Origin of the sequence: Geomobilimonas luticola (genome assembly GCF_018476905.1) — a bacterium.
Taxonomy (GTDB): domain Bacteria; phylum Desulfobacterota; class Desulfuromonadia; order Geobacterales; family Geobacteraceae; genus Geomobilimonas; species Geomobilimonas luticola.
Genome location: NZ_JAHCVK010000001.1, coordinates 136,853 through 154,363, shown reverse-complemented (window position 1 = coordinate 154,363; position 17,511 = coordinate 136,853). Strand labels below are relative to the sequence as shown.

Genomic DNA, 17,511 nt, shown 5'->3' with positions numbered 1-17,511 from the left:
GATCATGAGAATTGCATTTACCAGCACGACCGGCGAGATGATAGACCAGCACTTCGGCATGTCGACGGAGTTTCACATCTGGGAGGTCGGGCCGGAGGAGGCGAGTTTTCAGGAGGTGCTCAAGGTGGGAGTGCATGGCCAGGACGAAGAGGACAAGATCGCCGCGCGGGCGAATATCCTCGGCGGCTGCGCCATCGTCTATACCATGGCAATCGGCGGACCGGCGGCGGCAAAGCTGGTGGCGCAGAAAATCCATCCGATGAAGACCACCACCGAGGTGCCGGTGGCCGAAATCGTCGGCAAGCTGCAGGAAGTGCTGAAGGGGAACCCGCCGCCCTGGCTGCGGAAGGCGATGCATAAGGGTACCACCCCGGCGTTTGACGAAGAAGATTAAACGGGTGTCCGGGAGCACGGGCTGTTTTACGGACCCGCCTTCCGCCCCCACTAACAACGGAGGATAGAACCATGGCGTACATTACCGGATTGAGACGAGACAAGACCGAGTACACTCCCCAGTTCATCGTGGCGATCGATGAGGAAACCTGTATCGGCTGCGGCCGCTGTTTCAAGGTCTGCGTCCATGACGTGCTGGCGTTCGAGGAGCTGGACGAAGATGATTCGGCAAAGATGTTCATGAAAGTGGAGAACCCCGGCAACTGCATCGGCTGCCAGGCATGCGGAAGGACGTGTTCGAAGAAGTGCTTCACCTTCGAACCGGTGGTATTGTAAAGCCGGAACCGGGGACCAGGGACCGGTATTCTGGAAGATTTTCTCCGGTCCCCGGTCCCCGGTCCCTGTTAAAGGAGGTATTCCATGCTTATCGCAGTTGCCTCAAAAGATGGAAAAGAGATCAACCAGCATTTCGGCCATGCCGAACGGTTCCTGATTTATGAGGTCGAGGGAAGTGACGCGAAGCTGGTGGATGAACGGAAGGTGCAGCGCTACTGCACCTATGACCAGGATCATCCCCTGCGCGCCCCCATCCTCAAGGAGATCGCCGATGCCCTGAAGGGGTGCCGGGCGCTGGTCTGCGCCCAGATCGGCCAGGGGCCACAGCTGGAGATGGAGCGGCTCGGCCTCGACACGTTCGTGGCCGACGGGTCCATCAGAAAGACGCTGCTTGAACTGTCCAGAGTTCTGTAGGAGAAGGCTCCCGGATCTACACGATAAGGGGGGCCGCACAGATGTGCCTACGTGATCACAACGAGGTGATGGCCCATGACCACTTCCCCATTCAACCTGTGTAACCTTCCCCCGTGGGTCATTGCCTCGCGCCACTTCAACGATCACCCGCAACCGCTGGAAATTCAGGGAGTGCGTCAGGCGAACCGCTTTCTGTTCGAGAAGCTGGTTTCCATCCCCAACCTGGAGCAGCGGGCCGAAATCTTCAACGACTACATGTCGGTCAAGTTCCAGCTCCATCAGTGGGAATGCCAGGGAACGGCGCCCGCTCGCAAGAGCATCAGGAACAGCTATCTCCGCTTTCTCCGGGGGTGGATGATGGACGCCAACTCCGTCGAGGGGGCCGTGCTCAAGGGGTGGGTGGAAAGCCGGCTCGGCCTGCCGCCGACGTTTCACAAGGTGCGGATTCCCGGCATCCTGAGCGAGGAATACCAGCTGTTCGCCTACGACCGGATGAAGGGAAGCGCCCGTACCAACGCCATCAACTCCCAGCTCGATCTCCTCTACGAATACTGCCAGTTTGAACTCGCCAGCCTCTACCCGGCCGGCGGGCACATAACCCTTTACCGTGGCACCAACGACGCCGATGATTACGAGCTCTTGGAACATGAGGGGAGACGGCTGCAGATCGTCCGGCTGAACAACCTGGTGTCGTTCACCTCGGACGAGGAACGGGCCTGGGAGTTCGGCGATACCGTCTGGGAGATCAGGGCGCCGCTGGTCAAGGTTTTCTTCTTCAACGGTCTCCTCCCCAACAGTATCCTGAAGGGTGAGGGGGAGTTTCTGGTGATCGGCGGGGAGTATCGGGTGCGGCGGGTCATGTGCACCGTTTGATGGGAGCAGTAATCGCTTTATCGCGGTAAGGGCGCTTCCCGTTCAGACTGGTTACTGCCGGTCCGCCTCGTCGCCCGGGCACGCGCACCCCTCTGCCGAGGAGCTGCAGCCGGCGCAACCCTTCCCCAGCTTCACGACGTGTCCGCTGGCGGCCCAGCCGGTGAGCGAATCGGCAGCAACCAGCCATTCCCCTTCAGCGCGCATGCCGCTGATACATTTTCCCCTCATCAGCATCAGCAGCCGGGTCGGTGTTGTTGCAAGCAGGTCCGCCGCTTCGTCAACCGTCAGGTATGATACCCCATCAATCATTCGTTCCATAGTAGCCTCCCTTTGTCATGCCATGGACTCCATACACGGAACATGCCAGTCGCCCGAATCCGCATGGAGAGGGGCTTTCGGCTGTCGCGACGTCGGTTTTGCCCGTTTCGCTGCCTGATTAATCACCAGTGGTGTCCAGGGGAAGAGCATACGTCCCATTACACAATTCCGGATGGACTCTTCCCGTGACATCAGGAGGCAAAGCGGCTCGTCATACGCCAATCATGCTTGTACATTTATTGAAAAAAAGGTAGTCTCGTAAGGCCACATCAACGATGGTGGCGGCACTACATCACATTGTTTTTACGGGAGTCATGCAATGAAAAAGTTCGTACAATCTAGCGCTATTGCCTGGATGCTGGTCCTGCCCACTCTGGGGGGAGCGGCCGACGGCAATATGTCGACCGGGACAACAACCCCACATCCGGCTACCGCCGGACAGACGCCCGTTGCACCTCCGCAGGCGGGTAACCCCGCTCCGGAAGGCAAAGGGGATGGCGCCGTTTCGGGGAAGATCGTCGAAACCATGAACAGCGGCGGATATACCTACATCAATCTGGAGAGCAGCGGGAAGAAGACCTGGGTCGCAGTGCCGGAAACCCGCGTAAAGGTCGGCCAGGAGGTGAGCTGCCCGTCGGGTACGGAGATGGGGAACTTCACCAGCAAGACCCTCAAGCGGAGCTTCGACCGGATTGTTTTCTGCAACAGCCCGCTGGACAAGCAGGACGCTGATCTGGATGCCGGCGAGAAATCTCCCGGGAGTAAAGGGGCGATAGTCGCACAGGCTGGGACGGTCAAGGTGGAGAAAGCTGCCGGTGCCAATGCGTATACCGTAGGCGATATCTACAAGAACAAGGCGAAACTGGACAGGAAGAAGGTTGTGGTGCGGGGAAAGGTCGTCAAGGTTTCGGGCGGCATCATGGGGAAAAACTGGATCCATCTGCAGGACGGTAGCGGTAGCCAGAAAAAGGGGACCAACAACCTTGTGGTTACTTCCCAGGACCTGCCTGCCGTGGGGGATGTGGTGACCATGCAGGGGACCCTTTACAAGGACAAGGATTTTGGCAGCGGCTACAAGTACGATGTCATTGTGGAAGAGGCGAAAATTCAGAAATAGTCGGTTTTCCGTAGCGACGTTTTCTTCTTCCTGCCGGCGGAGCGCCGGAACGCCTGGGCCACTCCGGGGAACTCCCGGAAGAAGCATGACAGGAGCTGTAGATGCATATTACTGCTGACGAAACGGCAGCAATTCCGTTTGCTCCGGTACGGAGGGCTCTCCCTGAAGAGGTGCAGAGTGCCCGGTCCAGGATACTCGTGGAAGAGACCATCTCGCTTATCCTGGAAACGATGCCTGCCTATGGCGTTGTTCTCAACGAGGAGCGGCAGGTGCTGGCGGTCAATGGCCGGCTGTTGGCCGCCTTCGGCATAGACGACCCGGATGCCTTGATCGGCAAGCGGCCAGGAGAAGCGATCAACTGCATCCATGCGGGAGACGGTCCGGGGGGGTGCGGGACGGGGAAACATTGTGCCGGTTGCGGCGCGGTAATGGCAATTCTTCATAGCCAGCAGCAGGCTCATTCCTCGACCCAGGAGTGCCGGATTACCATGGATGCCGAGAGGGCCGCCAGCCTCGACCTGGAGGTGACGGCGACTCCCGTGCAGGTCGGGGACATGCGGTTGACCGTATTTTCGATGCGGGACATCAGCGCCGATAAGCGGCGCGATGTGCTGGAACGGGTCTTTTTCCATGACATCATCAATACTGCCGGCGGCATTCGAGGCCTCGCCGAAGTTCTTGCCCGGGGGGACATCCTCACCCCCGAGCAGGATGGGGAATACCGTCACTGGATGGTGAACCTGGCGCAGCAACTGGTGGATGAGATAACCCACCAGCAGGCACTGGTGGCGGCGGAAAAAGGGGAGTTTCGCCCGACCCTCAAGGCCCTGTCGGTGCCGGAGCTGTTGCGTGAGATCCAGGCCCTCTATGTCAACCATGACATTGCATCGGGGAGGAGTCTGCTGCTCGGAGCGGTGCCGGAATGTCACATCGTCAGTGACAGGGCTATCCTGCGAAGGATTCTCGGCAATATGGTGAAGAATGCGCTGGAGGCGACCGAAGCGGGGGAGACCGTGACGATTTCCGCGGAGACGGGACCTTCTACCATATCGCTCTGTGTGCATAACCCTGGAGTCATCCCCCGGGAGACGCAGCTGCAGATATTCCAGCGTTCTTTCAGTACCAAGGCCGAGGTGGGGCGCGGGATCGGCACGTACAGCATCAAGCTGTTCGGCGAGCGCTACCTGGGAGGGAAGGTGCATTTTTCCAGCCACGAGCCCGATGGTACTGTCTTTTGCCTCACCCTTCCGAAGGAGCATTCCCTGTCCCGATGAGCAGGACTGGGCGTTTCGGCGGCACCTCAAGAATAAAAAGCTTGCAATCGTAAAAAAATACATCTATAGTACAAAGCTTGCTTGTTCCAGCCCGGCGGCTTGCAGTCACCATGCCGCCCCTGCTGCATCGCTCACTAACCCCCCTCTCTGTTTTCGGCCTCTCTCTCCTGAAACAGCGTACGATACACGGTTGGCGACGATGAATCAAAGTCGGTCGTCCCTGTGTTGTCGCCGTTTACGTCTGTGGATCATCCGTTTGGTCCCACGGCCCTCGCATGCCTCCGCCAGCCAATGAAAAGGATATCCATGTCGTTTGCAGATCTGCAGCTTTCTTCCGCCATTCTCAAGGCCATCACCTCCTGCGGTTACACCGAGCCCACTCCGATCCAGGAGCAGGCCATTCCCAAGGCCCTTGCCGGTCATGACCTCATGGCCACTGCTCAGACGGGTACTGGCAAAACGGCGGCCTTCGTGCTCCCTGCCCTCAATCGCCTGTCCGAGCCGTCTTTGCTTAAGGGGCGTGGGCCCCGGATACTGGTGCTGACGCCGACCCGCGAACTGGCCAATCAGGTTACCGATGCGGTCCGCACCTACGGCAAGTTCATGCGCGTCAGAAGCGCTGCCATCCTCGGCGGGATGCCCTATCGTGAGCAGCTCCGCCTTCTCTCCCAGCCACTCGACATCGTGGTGGCAACGCCGGGTCGGCTCATCGACCACCTGGAGCGGGGGAGCATTAACCTGAACCGTCTTGAGGTGCTGGTGCTCGACGAGGCGGACCGGATGCTCGACATGGGTTTCAGCGAGGACGTTGACCGGATTGCCGCCGCCGCCCCCGCCGACCGTCAGACCCTCCTCTTCACGGCAACCATGGACAAGACCATGGCAGGCCTGGCCCAGCGCCTTTTGCGCGAGCCGGTGCGGATCGAGATCGCTCCGAAGCAGATCACCCACGATACCATCGAGCAGCGGCTCCACGTGGCTGACAGTCTGCAGCACAAGAACCGCCTGCTCCAGCATCTCATCTCCGATGTGGACCTGACCCGGGCGATCATCTTCTCCGCCACCAAGGTTGCAGCCGATCAGCTGGCCTGCGAACTCCATGCCCAGGGACATTCCGTTGCCGCCCTTCATGGCGACATGACTCAGGGGGCTCGCAATCGCACTATCACCAACATGAAGCGGGGCAAGGTCCGGTTGCTGATCGCCACTGATGTGGCGGCGCGGGGGCTTGACGTCAATGGTATCAGTCATGTCATCAACTTCGATCTGCCAAAATTCGCCGAAGACTACGTCCATCGCATCGGCCGCACCGGCCGGGCAGGCGCCAGCGGCATCGCCATCTCCTTTGCATCACTCAACGAAATCCACTACCTGGAGAAGATCGAGCGCTTCATCGGCAAGTCACTCCCCCAGCACGTAATTCCCGGCCTTGAACCGACCCGGCCCCTGCGCGCCCGGACCGGCAATGGCCCCCGCAGCGATTCGCGCGGTCCTGGCCGGAAGCCGGGCAAGTTCTCCGCAGGCGGACAGCGTAGCGAGCAGGGAAAGGGTGAGGCTGCCGGCAAATCCCGCATCAAAAAATGGGGTGCCCCGCGCCGCGAACAGGCGCCGGTCGTGGTGGAGCACCGGGGCAGCAGTTCCGGCCGTTCTGGCCGGCGGGTCATCTAGCCCACGCACAAGCTGACGTGACACACAAGAGCCCCCTCCCATTCGGAAGGGGGCTCTTTTATTTACTACACTACGAAGTTGGCTGTTTTCGGTTGGCGTATGGAGTTCTTGTCTGAACTGCAACTACTTATTTGGCTATTTAACGTATCTATTGAATTTCCAGTTATTTTGCTGAATAAGCATAATGAAGTGATAATACATGTAGTTTCGCCAGTTGACGATTGCGCGGACCCTGCTGGTTAACAGTTATTTGGCGCAATAGTACCGATCAAATACCCGGGAACTCAGTCGGACCTAAACATATATTAATATGAATTATGTTTAATTGTCCAACACGTCGTAATTGCAGCACTTTATGTTTTAGTGGATTATAATTTTAATGAGTGGCAAAACTGGCTTTTGTTATGCAGTTTGGGGACAGAACGATGACGTGTGCAAGTTCCGGAGGTTGCCATGGATTTTTTGTCGGCCATGATGCTCGTGATAACAGTCATTCTGCTCTCCCTGTCGTTTCCGCGGATCTATGGCGACTGGCTGTCGTTCCAGAACCATCTGGAGGGAGGGGAGAGGGAGCCGCTCCTGGTGTTGCTGGCTGACAAAAAGCTCTGGATGCAGCGGCATTTCAGTTTTGCCGTCCTTGCCCTCGTGATGGCGAATGTCGTTGGAGGGACCTCTCTTGTTGAGGTGTCGCCAAGGCTGTCACAGGTCACGGCAGTCTATGCAGCCGTCTCGCTGATGCTGGCCCTCGTTGAATCGCTCTTTGCCCAGAAAATAACCGCGTTGCTCGTGGAGGCGCGGGAGAACCGGAGCAACGACTCGGATTAAGCGCGTTGCAGCAAACGACCTGTGGTCGCATGAATGCCTTTCCCCATCTGAAGTCGTAACGTTGTCCCCCACCCCTGCCGCTCTGCCCAATCAACCCGTACAATCACTCTTTGCGCCGTAGGCCGTTTCGTGTATGATGCCGGCCATGACTGTCTTCCTCCTGAGTGTCTTTCTGTTGATCACCGCCTGTGGTTACCTCCTCCGTACCCTCAACCTGCGGCATCTGCGTGCCCACGGCAACCAGATTCCTTCCGGCTTCGAGGAGATCCTCGATGGCGAGACGTTGCGCCGGACCGTCGCCTATACCCTGGACCAGAGTCGGGTCGGGCTGCTGGAATCGCTCTATGATAACCTCTTCCTGCTCCTCTTCCTGTTCGGGGGGGTGCTTCCCCTCTACGACCGCTGGGTCGCCTCCCTTGTCCCTTCGTTCGTTGCCGGCGGGGTCCTCTTCTTCCTCCTGATAACCCTCGTCCAGACCCTGCTCGACATTCCCTTCGATCTCTACCGGACCTTCCGGCTCGAAGCCCGCTACGGATTCAACACCAGCACCCTTCGTCTCTGGTTAGCCGATCTTTTGAAAGGGACAGCCATCACCATAATCCTGCTCTGCGGGCTGTCTGCGGGGGCGCTGGTCCTGGTCCGCTGGAGCCCGGCGTGGTGGTGGCTCTGGGTCTGGGGGTTTTTTGCCATCGTTTCCCTGTTTCTCATGTACCTCTCTCCCTACGTCATCGAGCCACTTTTCAACATGTGGTTTATACCGTTTAGTAAATCTGGACAGTCAATGAGTGAGAGGCCTTCTCTGCTCGACTATAAAGCGCTCAAAGCATCATCCCTACCAAATTTGTCCATTTCTACCCTCTAATCATTTTGTCCACACATTGTACAAGTCTCGATTCGCACTTTTTAGTAAATTGCGACTCGAAAATGTCTATTTTTGCATTAACTCTCAAAAGGTTTTCAATAGAATTTCCGAGAGGAGTTTATTATGTACCGGGATTGACGGGTCCCGAAACTCAAATTCCGTTAGCCTTTTTTGGACGTAATCAAGGTAACTAACAACGGCGATACGAAGTATGGCGGCAGCGGTTGCGTGATAGGTCTTGTTTTTTGGTATGTTGCTGCTATCCAGCAGTACGTCAATTTTCTTCCTATTTTCACGGTTAAAGCAAAATGTGACTTTTAAATCGCCGCGAGCCGCGGCTGCAACTAGGTTTGCAGATTCGGGGACACCCATTCTTGCCATAAAGTCTAATCCATGACGAGCAATATCATGGATTCCTAATCTGTGTGATAATTCACTAGCTCTCTCCAAAACAATATCATTGAATTTGACACTGACCTTCTTGATATTATTATTGTCACAATAAGTTAAATTTTTGGCATTTTTGGCATTCATAACATATGTATGTCCTAAATAGTATAAATATGCAGCCATAGCACGTCTAGCAACTTCGTTTATACTGACATTATATATATTAGATAGTAATTCTAAATGATTAAAAAATGATTTGGTATATTTGCGTATATTCCACATTGTGCCAGTATTAAAATTTAATGTTACGTTGCTGTAAAATAGTTCAAAGTCAGAATCAACGGACCAATTGGTAGTTATGAGTTTTAGTCCATTCTGAGCTAAAGTCATCCGTCTGAGACGACTTAGATTTTCTAGCCGAACCATTTCAACTGAAAGCCCAACACATATATTTTCCATAATATTGGCTCCTGATGCACTGTATTAAAACCGAAATTACCAACATTGCAAGGTATTGTTTTAGGTGCAAGATCGGGAGACCAATTTCAGCAAGCAAAAATTGCATTTTGCTATATTTGAGCTTGTTATTCTTATCCACACGCTTCACATGAATTGAGAAGAGACGAAGTGATAATGGCAAAGAATCTGGATAGATATACTGATAGCAAGAGAGATAAAACTCTGAAACTACTTGAAACTCAGAGTGAGGTAGGTCTTCAACTTGACGAGGCTGGGGCAAAGACTCGTGCTGCAGCGCGAGCTATATTTCCGAGAGAAGTGCCGCAATTGCTGTTGCTGGAGTCAACTGACAAGGGGAAAAAGCACACTTTACGATACGATTTTACAGAACTGCATATGCGGTATCCTTGCAGCAAATTGATTATTGAACAGCTTGTTCACGGCATGCAGCTGATCGCAGACCCTTTGCAATCATGCGGACCTCCATCGAACAGTAGGTATACCATAATTGAATTCGTTGAATTTCTGAATGACAAGAATTTCCCTCACGATAAAGCCATAACCTGTGTTGCAGACATTACTACTTTAACTCATGATGCTTTCAGGATCTATCTCTTATACGTCTTTCCTAAAAGGCATGTAAATCGGCTCCGCCTCGCCAGTATAAAGCGATTGGTCTATGCCCTCGTTAAGCGCTACCACCGTGAGCAGGCGGTTGGCAGCAGATTGTTCAAGTCTGTTCGAGGAATAAGTTCTAATGGCAGGACTGAGGGTACACAAGGTTTGAATATTGCTCAAATGTCAGCTCTCCGAAATGCTTGCATTATTGATATTGCTGCGGTCAAGAAACTGCATTCATTCTATGAATCGATAGACAATAATTGCGAAAGGATTACTGTCGATAGCCCACCGCCGCCGAAGGGTGCTGTCAATGAAGAAGTCGCTGAAAGGTTTCTGCTCATGACGCTTGCCGCAGTCAAACTCGATTATCCTGACTACCCTTTGAACATGACAGCGAGGGAAGCTGAAGGCTTTTTCAATCCGAATAAATGCGTTGAGCCTAGGTTGAACCGTTGGAGCCAAAGGACATCATCGCGATATCGAGTCGGTCAGTACCTCAAATACTGTGTGAATAATCTTCCTGCCCGATTCAATATTTTAAGATTTCGCCAAGGTCAAGAATTGCTGCATGCCGCAATGCATTTTACTCCATGCACACTTTATCCCTTTTTGCTCCATGTACTGATCTATTCAGGTTTGAACTTGGAAACAGTAGTAAATTTCAGTGACGACCTTGACAAACACACATCACCGAGCCTGCATGAACCTCACAAGTATGTGATGCTGCACTCCTATAAGGGACGGACAAAAGATACTCAATCCATCCTGTGTATGCGAAATGGTAGCTTTGGTATATATGGGATTCTTCAATATGTAGAGTCAATCGTCACTCGGTATAAATCCAGCCCACATTACAACCACGGCAGTTTATGGCAATATTTGCCAGTAGTCTTCAAAGCCATGCCTGGAACCACGATAGAAGTCTTAAACAACTTTCATGATGTAATAACAAAACTTTGTAATACAAGTCGACGATTCATTGAGCGGCATAGTTTACTTGAAATGGGCATTGTTGAGACAAAAGGTGGCGGAATAAATCACCGCCGTATTCGTAATGGGTATGCGACCCTTCTGCAACGGTATGGTCATAATGTGCAGGAGATAACGCGTGCATTGAAGCATAAGAACATGAGCACAACTGACAAGTATTATCTCTCTGATAACTCAAGTAACGATATCTTTGATGAGCGCATCATTGAGATTCAAAATCTCTATATTGACAATATCAGTAATTTTAATCTTCGCGTGGTAGAGTCTAAAACCTTAAAAGATCTTCGCGATGCTATAAACAGGGCTACCTCAGAAGTCGAACGCAGAAGATTGACCAAGGCATTGGCAGATGAAACCGGGCTGGAAGAACAGATCATAACGCGACTTATGTCACCCGAAAGCGACACCTACATATTGGCGTGCACAGACTCAAAAAATCCTACATGGCCTGGATACAGAGATTTCCTTAGAAACCAAGAATGCAGCTTTTTTAACAAGTGTTGTCTTTGTAGCCAAGCAGTCGTGTTTGCCGAAACTCTTCCATTCATCGCCAGGCGCTTAATGGACCTTGAGGAATTGAAGAATGATATTCCGTCATCAGAGTGGATAGCCAACTATGGTGATGAATGTGATGCATGGCAGGCCATTCTCGACAGGTGGAGTGACCGCCAGTCGGTCGACGAGGCGCGACTAGCGGCAAGTAGAGGTGACGTTCTGCTGCCCAAGATTATGAGGGTGAGTGCATGATATCCATTGAGACACCCTTTGAACAGTGGGAAAGCATAAGGGTATCGGGATTTTCATCATTTTCTGATGACATGTGGTGTTTTTCAAGAATGAATCGTATCGGAGATGTAAACGACCTCTCCTTTGATAAAAAATTAGGTGGCGGAGTAAAGTTAACTGATGACGAGTGCTGGCCGCTCATGTTGTTTGTCAAAGCACTCACGTATCATCATTTACCTCAAAACGCGATATTATCCCGTATCACAACGTTGGCATCGTCGCGTGGCATTCAGTCTTCTTTGATGGTATTGGCAAAATTTCTCTACGAAATGGATGTGTTTGTTGATACCGCGAACGGGTCATTTTCAGGTGGTATGGCCGTTTCGTTGGATGATATTGAAGAGGCGGTAGAGTGTGCGCCGACTGCAAACAGGAAGAAACAGCTCGTAGAGAGCGCTCGGATATGGCATGAGCATTCAGTAGCCGGAATGCTCCCACCTGCGTTTTGCGTTGAATTTGATGAGGACGAACTTAAATACCTCTCCTCAAGTACCCTGCGACAGAAGCAGGCTGAAGAGGGTTCGATTTTGCCAGTGCCGCTTGAAGATCTCGCCGTATTGGTCCCTTACTGTATAAAAATCATTGAGGAGCAGGCCGAAGATATACTTTACGCTTATGATCATGTCTACTGGCTTTACATGACGGGAAAGGACAAAAATGCGCTAGGATTTTCGTGGCCGAAAACTATCAATGCTCTCAGAGAAAGGAATGAAACTGGGCTCTGGGAAGTCGATTCTTTCAGACTGACGTCCGAGGTGAGCAAAGACTCGCAGTACGCAATTGCAAAAGCTATTGTTTCGCATCCAGATTGGCCTTTGCACAGGGAATTCGCAAAAGGCAGTTGCCATGAATTACTGAAACAGAAGCGGGCAGATATACTTAGGCTTGCCGGCGAACTGGACATTGATGTCGAACAGATTGACCCTTATTGCAAAATCGATCGACAGGAAATTTACAAACACTTTCGCGTTCTCATAATGAATCTACGCACGGCATGCAGAATAATTATCCTACTCGTTACCGGTATGCGGGTTAGTGAGCTTGTGAATCTTAAAGCCGGAAAGGTCAGGCCTATAGCCGGATCAAACAAGAACTATGCATTAACATTTGAGGTATTCAAAGGTTCTATAGGTGGGGTTGGGGAACTTGTTACCATTCCCTTTCCTGAAATCGGTGCTAAGGCATACCAGATACTCGAACGACTAACCGAAAAAGCCCGCCTTGCTGCAAATACTGACCTGTTGGCGGTCAGAATTTTGCTGGGGTTCGGCAGAATTCCAATTGCTATCTCTGATAATGGAATTATCAGGAAGTTCTGTAAGCCGCTCGAACTATCAAGTTCCCCCACAACCCACCAGTTTCGAAAATCATTGGCCATGTTTGCCGTCTATCATAATCCAGAAAATCTCATTTTGATAAAGCGTCTTTTCTCACACAGTAGTCTGGCGATGACACTGAAATACATAGTTGAACTGCCCGGGATGGATGAGGAGCTGAAAGAAACTCTCAAGGAACAGGAAAAAGAGCTATTTAAGGAGGTATATCAGGCGGCTCTGTGTCACAAGATTGGCGGTGTTCATTCTGCAGAGATTTTGAAAGCTTCTGAAGATACCTATTATTCGCAGCTCAACGATAACGGCGAGTCACTCAATCAGTATATAGACTCGCTACTGGAGTGCGGCGAGAGGTTGCTGCACCGGTGTGTGCTTGGGGTTATCTGTACAGACCGAGGCCAGCCGCTTATTAACTTTACGCCCAACTCATGCACATGTAATGTCGTCAGCTGCGAGAATGCCATTTTTACCGAAAAATCTGTACCACATTTGTCAAATGATATCCGCTTCCATCGACAGCTTATGCAAAACGAAAATTGCAGTGAAAAACAGCGTAAGTTTTCTCAAAGATTCGTAACTGACGGATTGATGAGGCTTGAAGAGATACTTGGCCGCCAAGAAGTGGCCGCAACCTACCCAGATTTCTACGTGGTGGCAGTATGAGCAAGAATACTGTGAAAACCCACGACAAACTGCTCGATAATGCGTACGCTGCGTATAATGATTTACGTCTCAAAGGCGAAAAGCCGACTATTACTGCGATCGCAGAAAATGCCGGTATAGCCCGTTCGACTATTAATCAACAAAAGCCGGACTGGGTAAAATTCAGAGACACTGTCAAGGGGAAAGCTTCACCAGACGTCACTGTTGGTGTTGTAAAGATCTCAGAGAGCTCGAAGGAATCACTGAGACTGCATAAACTCAAAGACGATGTGAACAAAGCCTTGAAGGACCTTGAGGAGTTTAGGTTAGATTCGGTGCGGGCGATAATTAAGCTCGTAGAGCAGGTGCACACTTACAAGGAGATCGCTGACGAAGCTCCAAACACTAGGAAAAAGCAAGCGCACCTTGCCGCGCAAGTCGAAGAACTTAAGAAAATGGTTGAAAGCTTGAAGAACCAAAATCGAGAGTTAAAGGCAACCGCAGGGGCTGGCGCCGCTATAGCCTCTTTTCAGCCGCCTGCCTCAACCATCAACATCTATCAGGATAACCGGCCCTCTCTTGAGTATGATGACCTTTTTCGGCACAATCTTGAAGCAATGAACATGCTGGACCATCTCTTTGCCGATCCCGAAACGGGTCCGGGAATTGTGTACCTGCTATGTGGCAACTTCGCTGCCGGCAAATCAAACATCATCCGCGACCACAGGCGAATGCCGATATCCAGACCACTTTATATTGATGGTACGGGGCACACGCGAGATATTCGCCAACTTTTCCTTGGCAGGATAAGGAGCATTGCTCCCAATTGCAGGATTGTGTGCATACGAGTGATGACCGGAATCGAGGAGTGCCTTAAGCGAAATGCTGACAGCAACAGAAAGAAGCGCAATTACCTGGTCAGTGAAGAATTGATCAAGCAAATCGGAGAGAGGTTTGAGGAAGTCTCTCTTACTGAAGGTTTTAATGCTATAGAGCTCTTCGGAGTAAATACATGATTGGTTGCTCAGGCAGAGACAAGGGCAAGGCCAATGCCGATGTTTTTAGGGACTTCATTGCTCGGACTGACCAAGAGAATAGCTGGTCTGAGTATGTGACACTAGACGGTAAAAAGATTTCCAGATCGAAAGTGCTGGCAGCATGCGGATTCAGCAGGAGTGTTTTGCGTCAAAACCCTGTAGTCAAAGAACATCTTATTGTTCTTGAAAGCAGGCTGCGGAGTAAGGGTGTGCTTGGCGGCACCCCCCTTTCAAATGGACGTCGAGATGGAATCAAAGTCGAAGAGATAGAGACAGACCTTTCTGTTCTAATTGAGGCGCTTTCGCAGGCTAGAGATGAGCTAAATACCTATCAGCAGCAGATAGAGGCAGTTGCGAAAGGATCTTAAGAGTCATGCGTTAGTGTGAAAAAACTCTAAACAGTGAACGCCTGTATCCCTTTAGATGTATTAACAAGTTAGCATTTCGAGGAGAAGGCATGAGGACGTTTAGAACTAATGCGTTTGAACAGAACCCGAAGTATAAAATGGATAGGGTACCGATTTTCATGACCGATGACTATGAGGTCATAGATGAGCCTACAGGGTGGGTTCTTGCTCTCATTCGCCGGCGATTCACAACTATGAGACATGGAAAAACAAGTCCCGAAACGATAAAAACATATTCCTGGATTTTGGAGCGCTTTCTCCGTTGGCTGGATGTTGCAAAGGACGTATCCGGAAAAACTATTGGTGCAAAGAATTGGCGGCTTGTTGATGAAGACATTATGTATGAATATGCCAATTATCTGGTGCAACCGCCAAATAACAAGAATCGACTGAAGCAACGTACCCTTAAGTACTATATATACTGCCTACAGGACTTCTACGATTGGGCCCGCAAACAAGGTTACGAACATTATTGGGACTTTGATGTTAAATCGGTAACCTTCAAGCTGCCTAACGTCGGAATGTGGGGCACCAGTGTTAAGCGAGATAAGATCGCTATGAACATTGGTCCAGAGGCAATGACGGCAATAGAAAATAAAAGAGATGCTGTCGTTACCAGAGAGCAGCTGACGGAGGCCATCCCTTTACTCGGTGATTTTGTCTATGTAATCATCGCTGTAATTATTGCATCGACAGGACTCAGGCCCAAAGATCTGCTCCAGCTGCCGTATCGCGGTAAAATTGACGAACCCAATAGAGGACTTCATCCGTATGAAACGAAAGGTGCCGTTATACCGCCAACAATCAATTACGAGTTCGAATCTAAGGGCAAGGTGCGAAGCATAAGATTTCCCGGCTCATTATGGGAGTTGATCTGCTGTTGTTGGATGCCCGAAAGGATCAGACGAGCCAGACTTTTCTACAAAAAACATGGCAAAAACCCCAGCAATCAGTACCTCTTCTTGTCTCAGAAAGGATACATTGTAACCTACGACATGATTCAGAGCCACTTCAGCAAAGTAGGTAAGTGCGAACATTACTCAGGTCATCGTTTCACGGCCAGGATGCTTCGACATCATTTTGCGACTTACTTTATTTACGATAGACTGCAGAAGAGTGGTATGTTAGGCAATAATGCATATCAGCCACATATTGACGAGGAACTGCGCCAGATGATGGGCCATGCCGATGTTGGCACCACATACAAATTTTATGTGGATCTGATTCAGGTGCTTGACTTCGAGGGTTCAGTGATCAAAGTTCTCGACGAGTATTTTGATACTACTTCCAGGCTTGTTGGCGAACTTGTGCCCAACATGCAGTCCAGCGCTACTTTAACATAAATCATATTGTTTCTCGGAGCCGTTATATATGAAGTCAGTACTATTCCTGTGTTATGTTGCTGTAACCTTATTCACATATTGGCTACGACACCTGAACATCAGTCATCTCAAGCGTTATGGGGCTTCGATCCCCGAAGGTTTTGAAAGCGTCGTTGATGAGGCTACTCTCCGCAAAACCACATCCTATACTATCGACAGCAGCCGCCTCAGCCTGTGGGATTCCCTGTTCGACAACCTCTTGCTCATGCTGTTTCTTTTTGGCGGTTTGATAGCAACTTACGATCAATTTATCCACGGTCTCTCTGATTCTTTCATCCTCTCTGCTGCCCTTTTTTTCCTCATTCTGACATGGGCTGAGGAACTATTTGGTATTCCTTTCGACCTTTACGGAACCTTTCGTATTGAGGCTCGCTATGGATTTAACACCATGACGCCAGGCCTCTGGTTTACCGATTTCCTCAAGTCGCAGGCAATCGCTTCAACCATACTGATGATGTTGGTTTCGGCAGCGTTCTGGCTCGTACAATGGAGCCCTGCGCATTGGTGGGTGTGGGTGTGGGCATTGATGGCCGTCTTCAGCCTCTTTATGATGTTCATCTCTCCGTATTTTCTTGAGCCCTTGTTTAATAAATTCGAGCCAATTAGAGAAGAGGGGCTGGAGGATGAAATCCGCGTATTGATGGAAAAGGTTGGGTTGAAGGTCGGGCGAGTAATGCAGATGGATGCATCTCGGCGCAGCCAGCACTCGAATGCCTACTTCACCGGCATCGGCAAGGTCAAGCGCATCGTGCTGTACGACACTCTGCTTAAACAGATGACACACGGTGAGATAGTTGCGGTGCTTGCCCATGAGATCGGTCACTGGAAAAAGGGGCACATCTGGAAACGATTGCTTGCTGTGGAGATTATGGGGCTGGCTGGAGCGTGGATTGCCTTTTATCTCCTGAACTGGCCGGGACTGCCTGGATTGCTTGGCCTTCCCGCAGAAATTTCACTTCCTGCCAAGATGGTGATCCTTGGTTTTATAGGCTCGCTGGTGATGTTCCCTCTCACGCCAATTCAGGCATGGTTATCTCGACGGCATGAACGTGAGGCCGACCGCTTTGCCGTCGATGTTACCGGTAATTCGAAGGCGCTTGCGTCTGCCCTTGTGAAGCTATCGACAGAAAATCTTTCTAACCTCCATCCGCACCCTTTATACGCGAAGTTTTACTATTCGCACCCGCCGGTGGTAGAGCGTGTGCGGGATCTCAATCAAATTTGATTTGCAAGCCGATGATTGCCTTACGTGCGTGCGAAACGGCACAGGGCGCCGGCATTCGTTTCACAATTCAGAGTTGGTGGCCCTTTGTCATTGACATGGAGGCAGAAAAGATGTATTAAAATAGCGTAATTTTGCTATGTTATGGAGATAATGAATGT

17 protein-coding genes are annotated in these 17,511 nt (G+C 51.1%); 15 read left to right on the top strand and 2 right to left on the bottom strand.

All coding sequences use genetic code 11. From position 1 onward, the window contains the following. Window positions 1-4: 4 nt before the first annotated feature. The 4 genes from nifX to KI810_RS00695 all read left to right on the top strand — a co-directional run bounded on the left by nifX (window position 5) and on the right by KI810_RS00695 (window position 2,016). Window positions 5-394 (top strand): nitrogen fixation protein NifX, encoded by a 390-nt coding sequence (gene nifX, locus KI810_RS00710; protein WP_214173573.1) that lies wholly within the window; start codon window positions 5-7, stop codon window positions 392-394. A gap of 71 nt (window positions 395-465) precedes the next feature. Beyond that, window positions 466-729, top strand: coding sequence for a ferredoxin III, nif-specific (gene fdxB, locus KI810_RS00705; RefSeq protein WP_214173572.1), 264 nt, complete (start codon window positions 466-468; stop codon window positions 727-729). 84 nt (window positions 730-813) lie between these two features. Continuing rightward, window positions 814-1,143 carry a NifB/NifX family molybdenum-iron cluster-binding protein gene (locus KI810_RS00700; RefSeq protein ID WP_214173571.1) on the top strand — a complete coding sequence of 110 codons (330 nt, stop codon included), beginning with the start codon at window positions 814-816 and terminating at the stop codon, window positions 1,141-1,143. Window positions 1,144-1,218: 75 nt separating this feature from the next. Then, complete coding sequence (locus KI810_RS00695) at window positions 1,219-2,016, top strand: NAD(+)--dinitrogen-reductase ADP-D-ribosyltransferase (RefSeq protein ID WP_214173570.1); 798 nt, start codon at window positions 1,219-1,221, stop codon at window positions 2,014-2,016. A gap of 51 nt (window positions 2,017-2,067) precedes the next feature. Here KI810_RS00695 and KI810_RS00690 read toward each other — a convergent pair whose 3' ends face one another. Next, window positions 2,068-2,334: a MerR family transcriptional regulator gene (locus KI810_RS00690; protein ID WP_214173569.1), complete on the bottom strand. Its 267-nt coding sequence runs from the start codon at window positions 2,332-2,334 to the stop codon at window positions 2,068-2,070. Window positions 2,335-2,653: 319 nt separating this feature from the next. Between KI810_RS00690 and KI810_RS00685 the strand changes: the two genes are divergently transcribed. The 5 genes from KI810_RS00685 (at window position 2,654) to KI810_RS00665 (ending at window position 8,080) form a co-directional block, all read left to right on the top strand. After that, the gene (locus tag KI810_RS00685) at window positions 2,654-3,451 is read left to right on the top strand and encodes a DNA-binding protein (RefSeq protein WP_214173568.1); all 798 of its coding nucleotides are present in this window, start codon (window positions 2,654-2,656) and stop codon (window positions 3,449-3,451) included. 101 nt (window positions 3,452-3,552) lie between these two features. Then, a complete protein-coding gene (locus tag KI810_RS00680; RefSeq protein ID WP_214173567.1) occupies window positions 3,553-4,725 on the top strand; it encodes a sensor histidine kinase in 1,173 nt (390 codons plus the stop codon). Window positions 4,726-5,031: 306 nt separating this feature from the next. Beyond that, window positions 5,032-6,393, top strand: a complete 1,362-nt coding sequence (locus KI810_RS00675) for a DEAD/DEAH box helicase (protein WP_214173566.1) — start codon at window positions 5,032-5,034, stop codon at window positions 6,391-6,393. A gap of 453 nt (window positions 6,394-6,846) precedes the next feature. Continuing rightward, on the top strand, window positions 6,847-7,218 hold the full coding sequence (locus tag KI810_RS00670) for a hypothetical protein (RefSeq protein WP_214173565.1): 372 nt from the start codon (window positions 6,847-6,849) through the stop codon (window positions 7,216-7,218). A 145-nt stretch (window positions 7,219-7,363) separates the two neighbouring features. Beyond that, complete coding sequence (locus KI810_RS00665; RefSeq protein WP_214173564.1) at window positions 7,364-8,080, top strand: M48 family metalloprotease; 717 nt, start codon at window positions 7,364-7,366, stop codon at window positions 8,078-8,080. Between the two features lie 84 nt (window positions 8,081-8,164). On the opposite strand, the gene KI810_RS00660 is transcribed toward KI810_RS00665, so the two are convergent. Continuing rightward, window positions 8,165-8,929: a hypothetical protein gene (locus KI810_RS00660; protein ID WP_214173563.1), complete on the bottom strand. Its 765-nt coding sequence runs from the start codon at window positions 8,927-8,929 to the stop codon at window positions 8,165-8,167. Between the two features lie 174 nt (window positions 8,930-9,103). Here KI810_RS00660 and KI810_RS00655 point away from each other — a divergent pair, with 174 nt between their 5' ends. The 6 genes from KI810_RS00655 to KI810_RS00630 all read left to right on the top strand — a co-directional run bounded on the left by KI810_RS00655 (window position 9,104) and on the right by KI810_RS00630 (window position 17,353). Further along, entirely contained in the window at window positions 9,104-11,287 is a 2,184-nt protein-coding gene (locus KI810_RS00655; RefSeq protein ID WP_214173562.1) for a hypothetical protein, read from the top strand. Then, entirely contained in the window at window positions 11,284-13,323 is a 2,040-nt protein-coding gene (locus KI810_RS00650; RefSeq protein WP_214173561.1) for a site-specific integrase, read from the top strand. The genes KI810_RS00655 and KI810_RS00650 overlap by 4 nt, the downstream gene beginning before the upstream one ends. Next, window positions 13,320-14,318, top strand: a complete 999-nt coding sequence (locus KI810_RS00645; protein ID WP_214173560.1) for a hypothetical protein — start codon at window positions 13,320-13,322, stop codon at window positions 14,316-14,318. Before KI810_RS00650 ends, KI810_RS00645 begins: the two co-directional genes overlap by 4 nt. Beyond that, the gene (locus KI810_RS00640) at window positions 14,315-14,707 is read left to right on the top strand and encodes a hypothetical protein (RefSeq protein ID WP_214173559.1); all 393 of its coding nucleotides are present in this window, start codon (window positions 14,315-14,317) and stop codon (window positions 14,705-14,707) included. The genes KI810_RS00645 and KI810_RS00640 overlap by 4 nt, the downstream gene beginning before the upstream one ends. Before the next feature lie 89 nt (window positions 14,708-14,796). Then, a complete protein-coding gene (locus KI810_RS00635) occupies window positions 14,797-16,089 on the top strand; it encodes a tyrosine-type recombinase/integrase (RefSeq protein WP_214173558.1) in 1,293 nt (430 codons plus the stop codon). 28 nt (window positions 16,090-16,117) lie between these two features. Further along, a complete protein-coding gene (locus tag KI810_RS00630; RefSeq protein WP_214173557.1) occupies window positions 16,118-17,353 on the top strand; it encodes a M48 family metallopeptidase in 1,236 nt (411 codons plus the stop codon). Window positions 17,354-17,511: the final 158 nt, after the last annotated feature.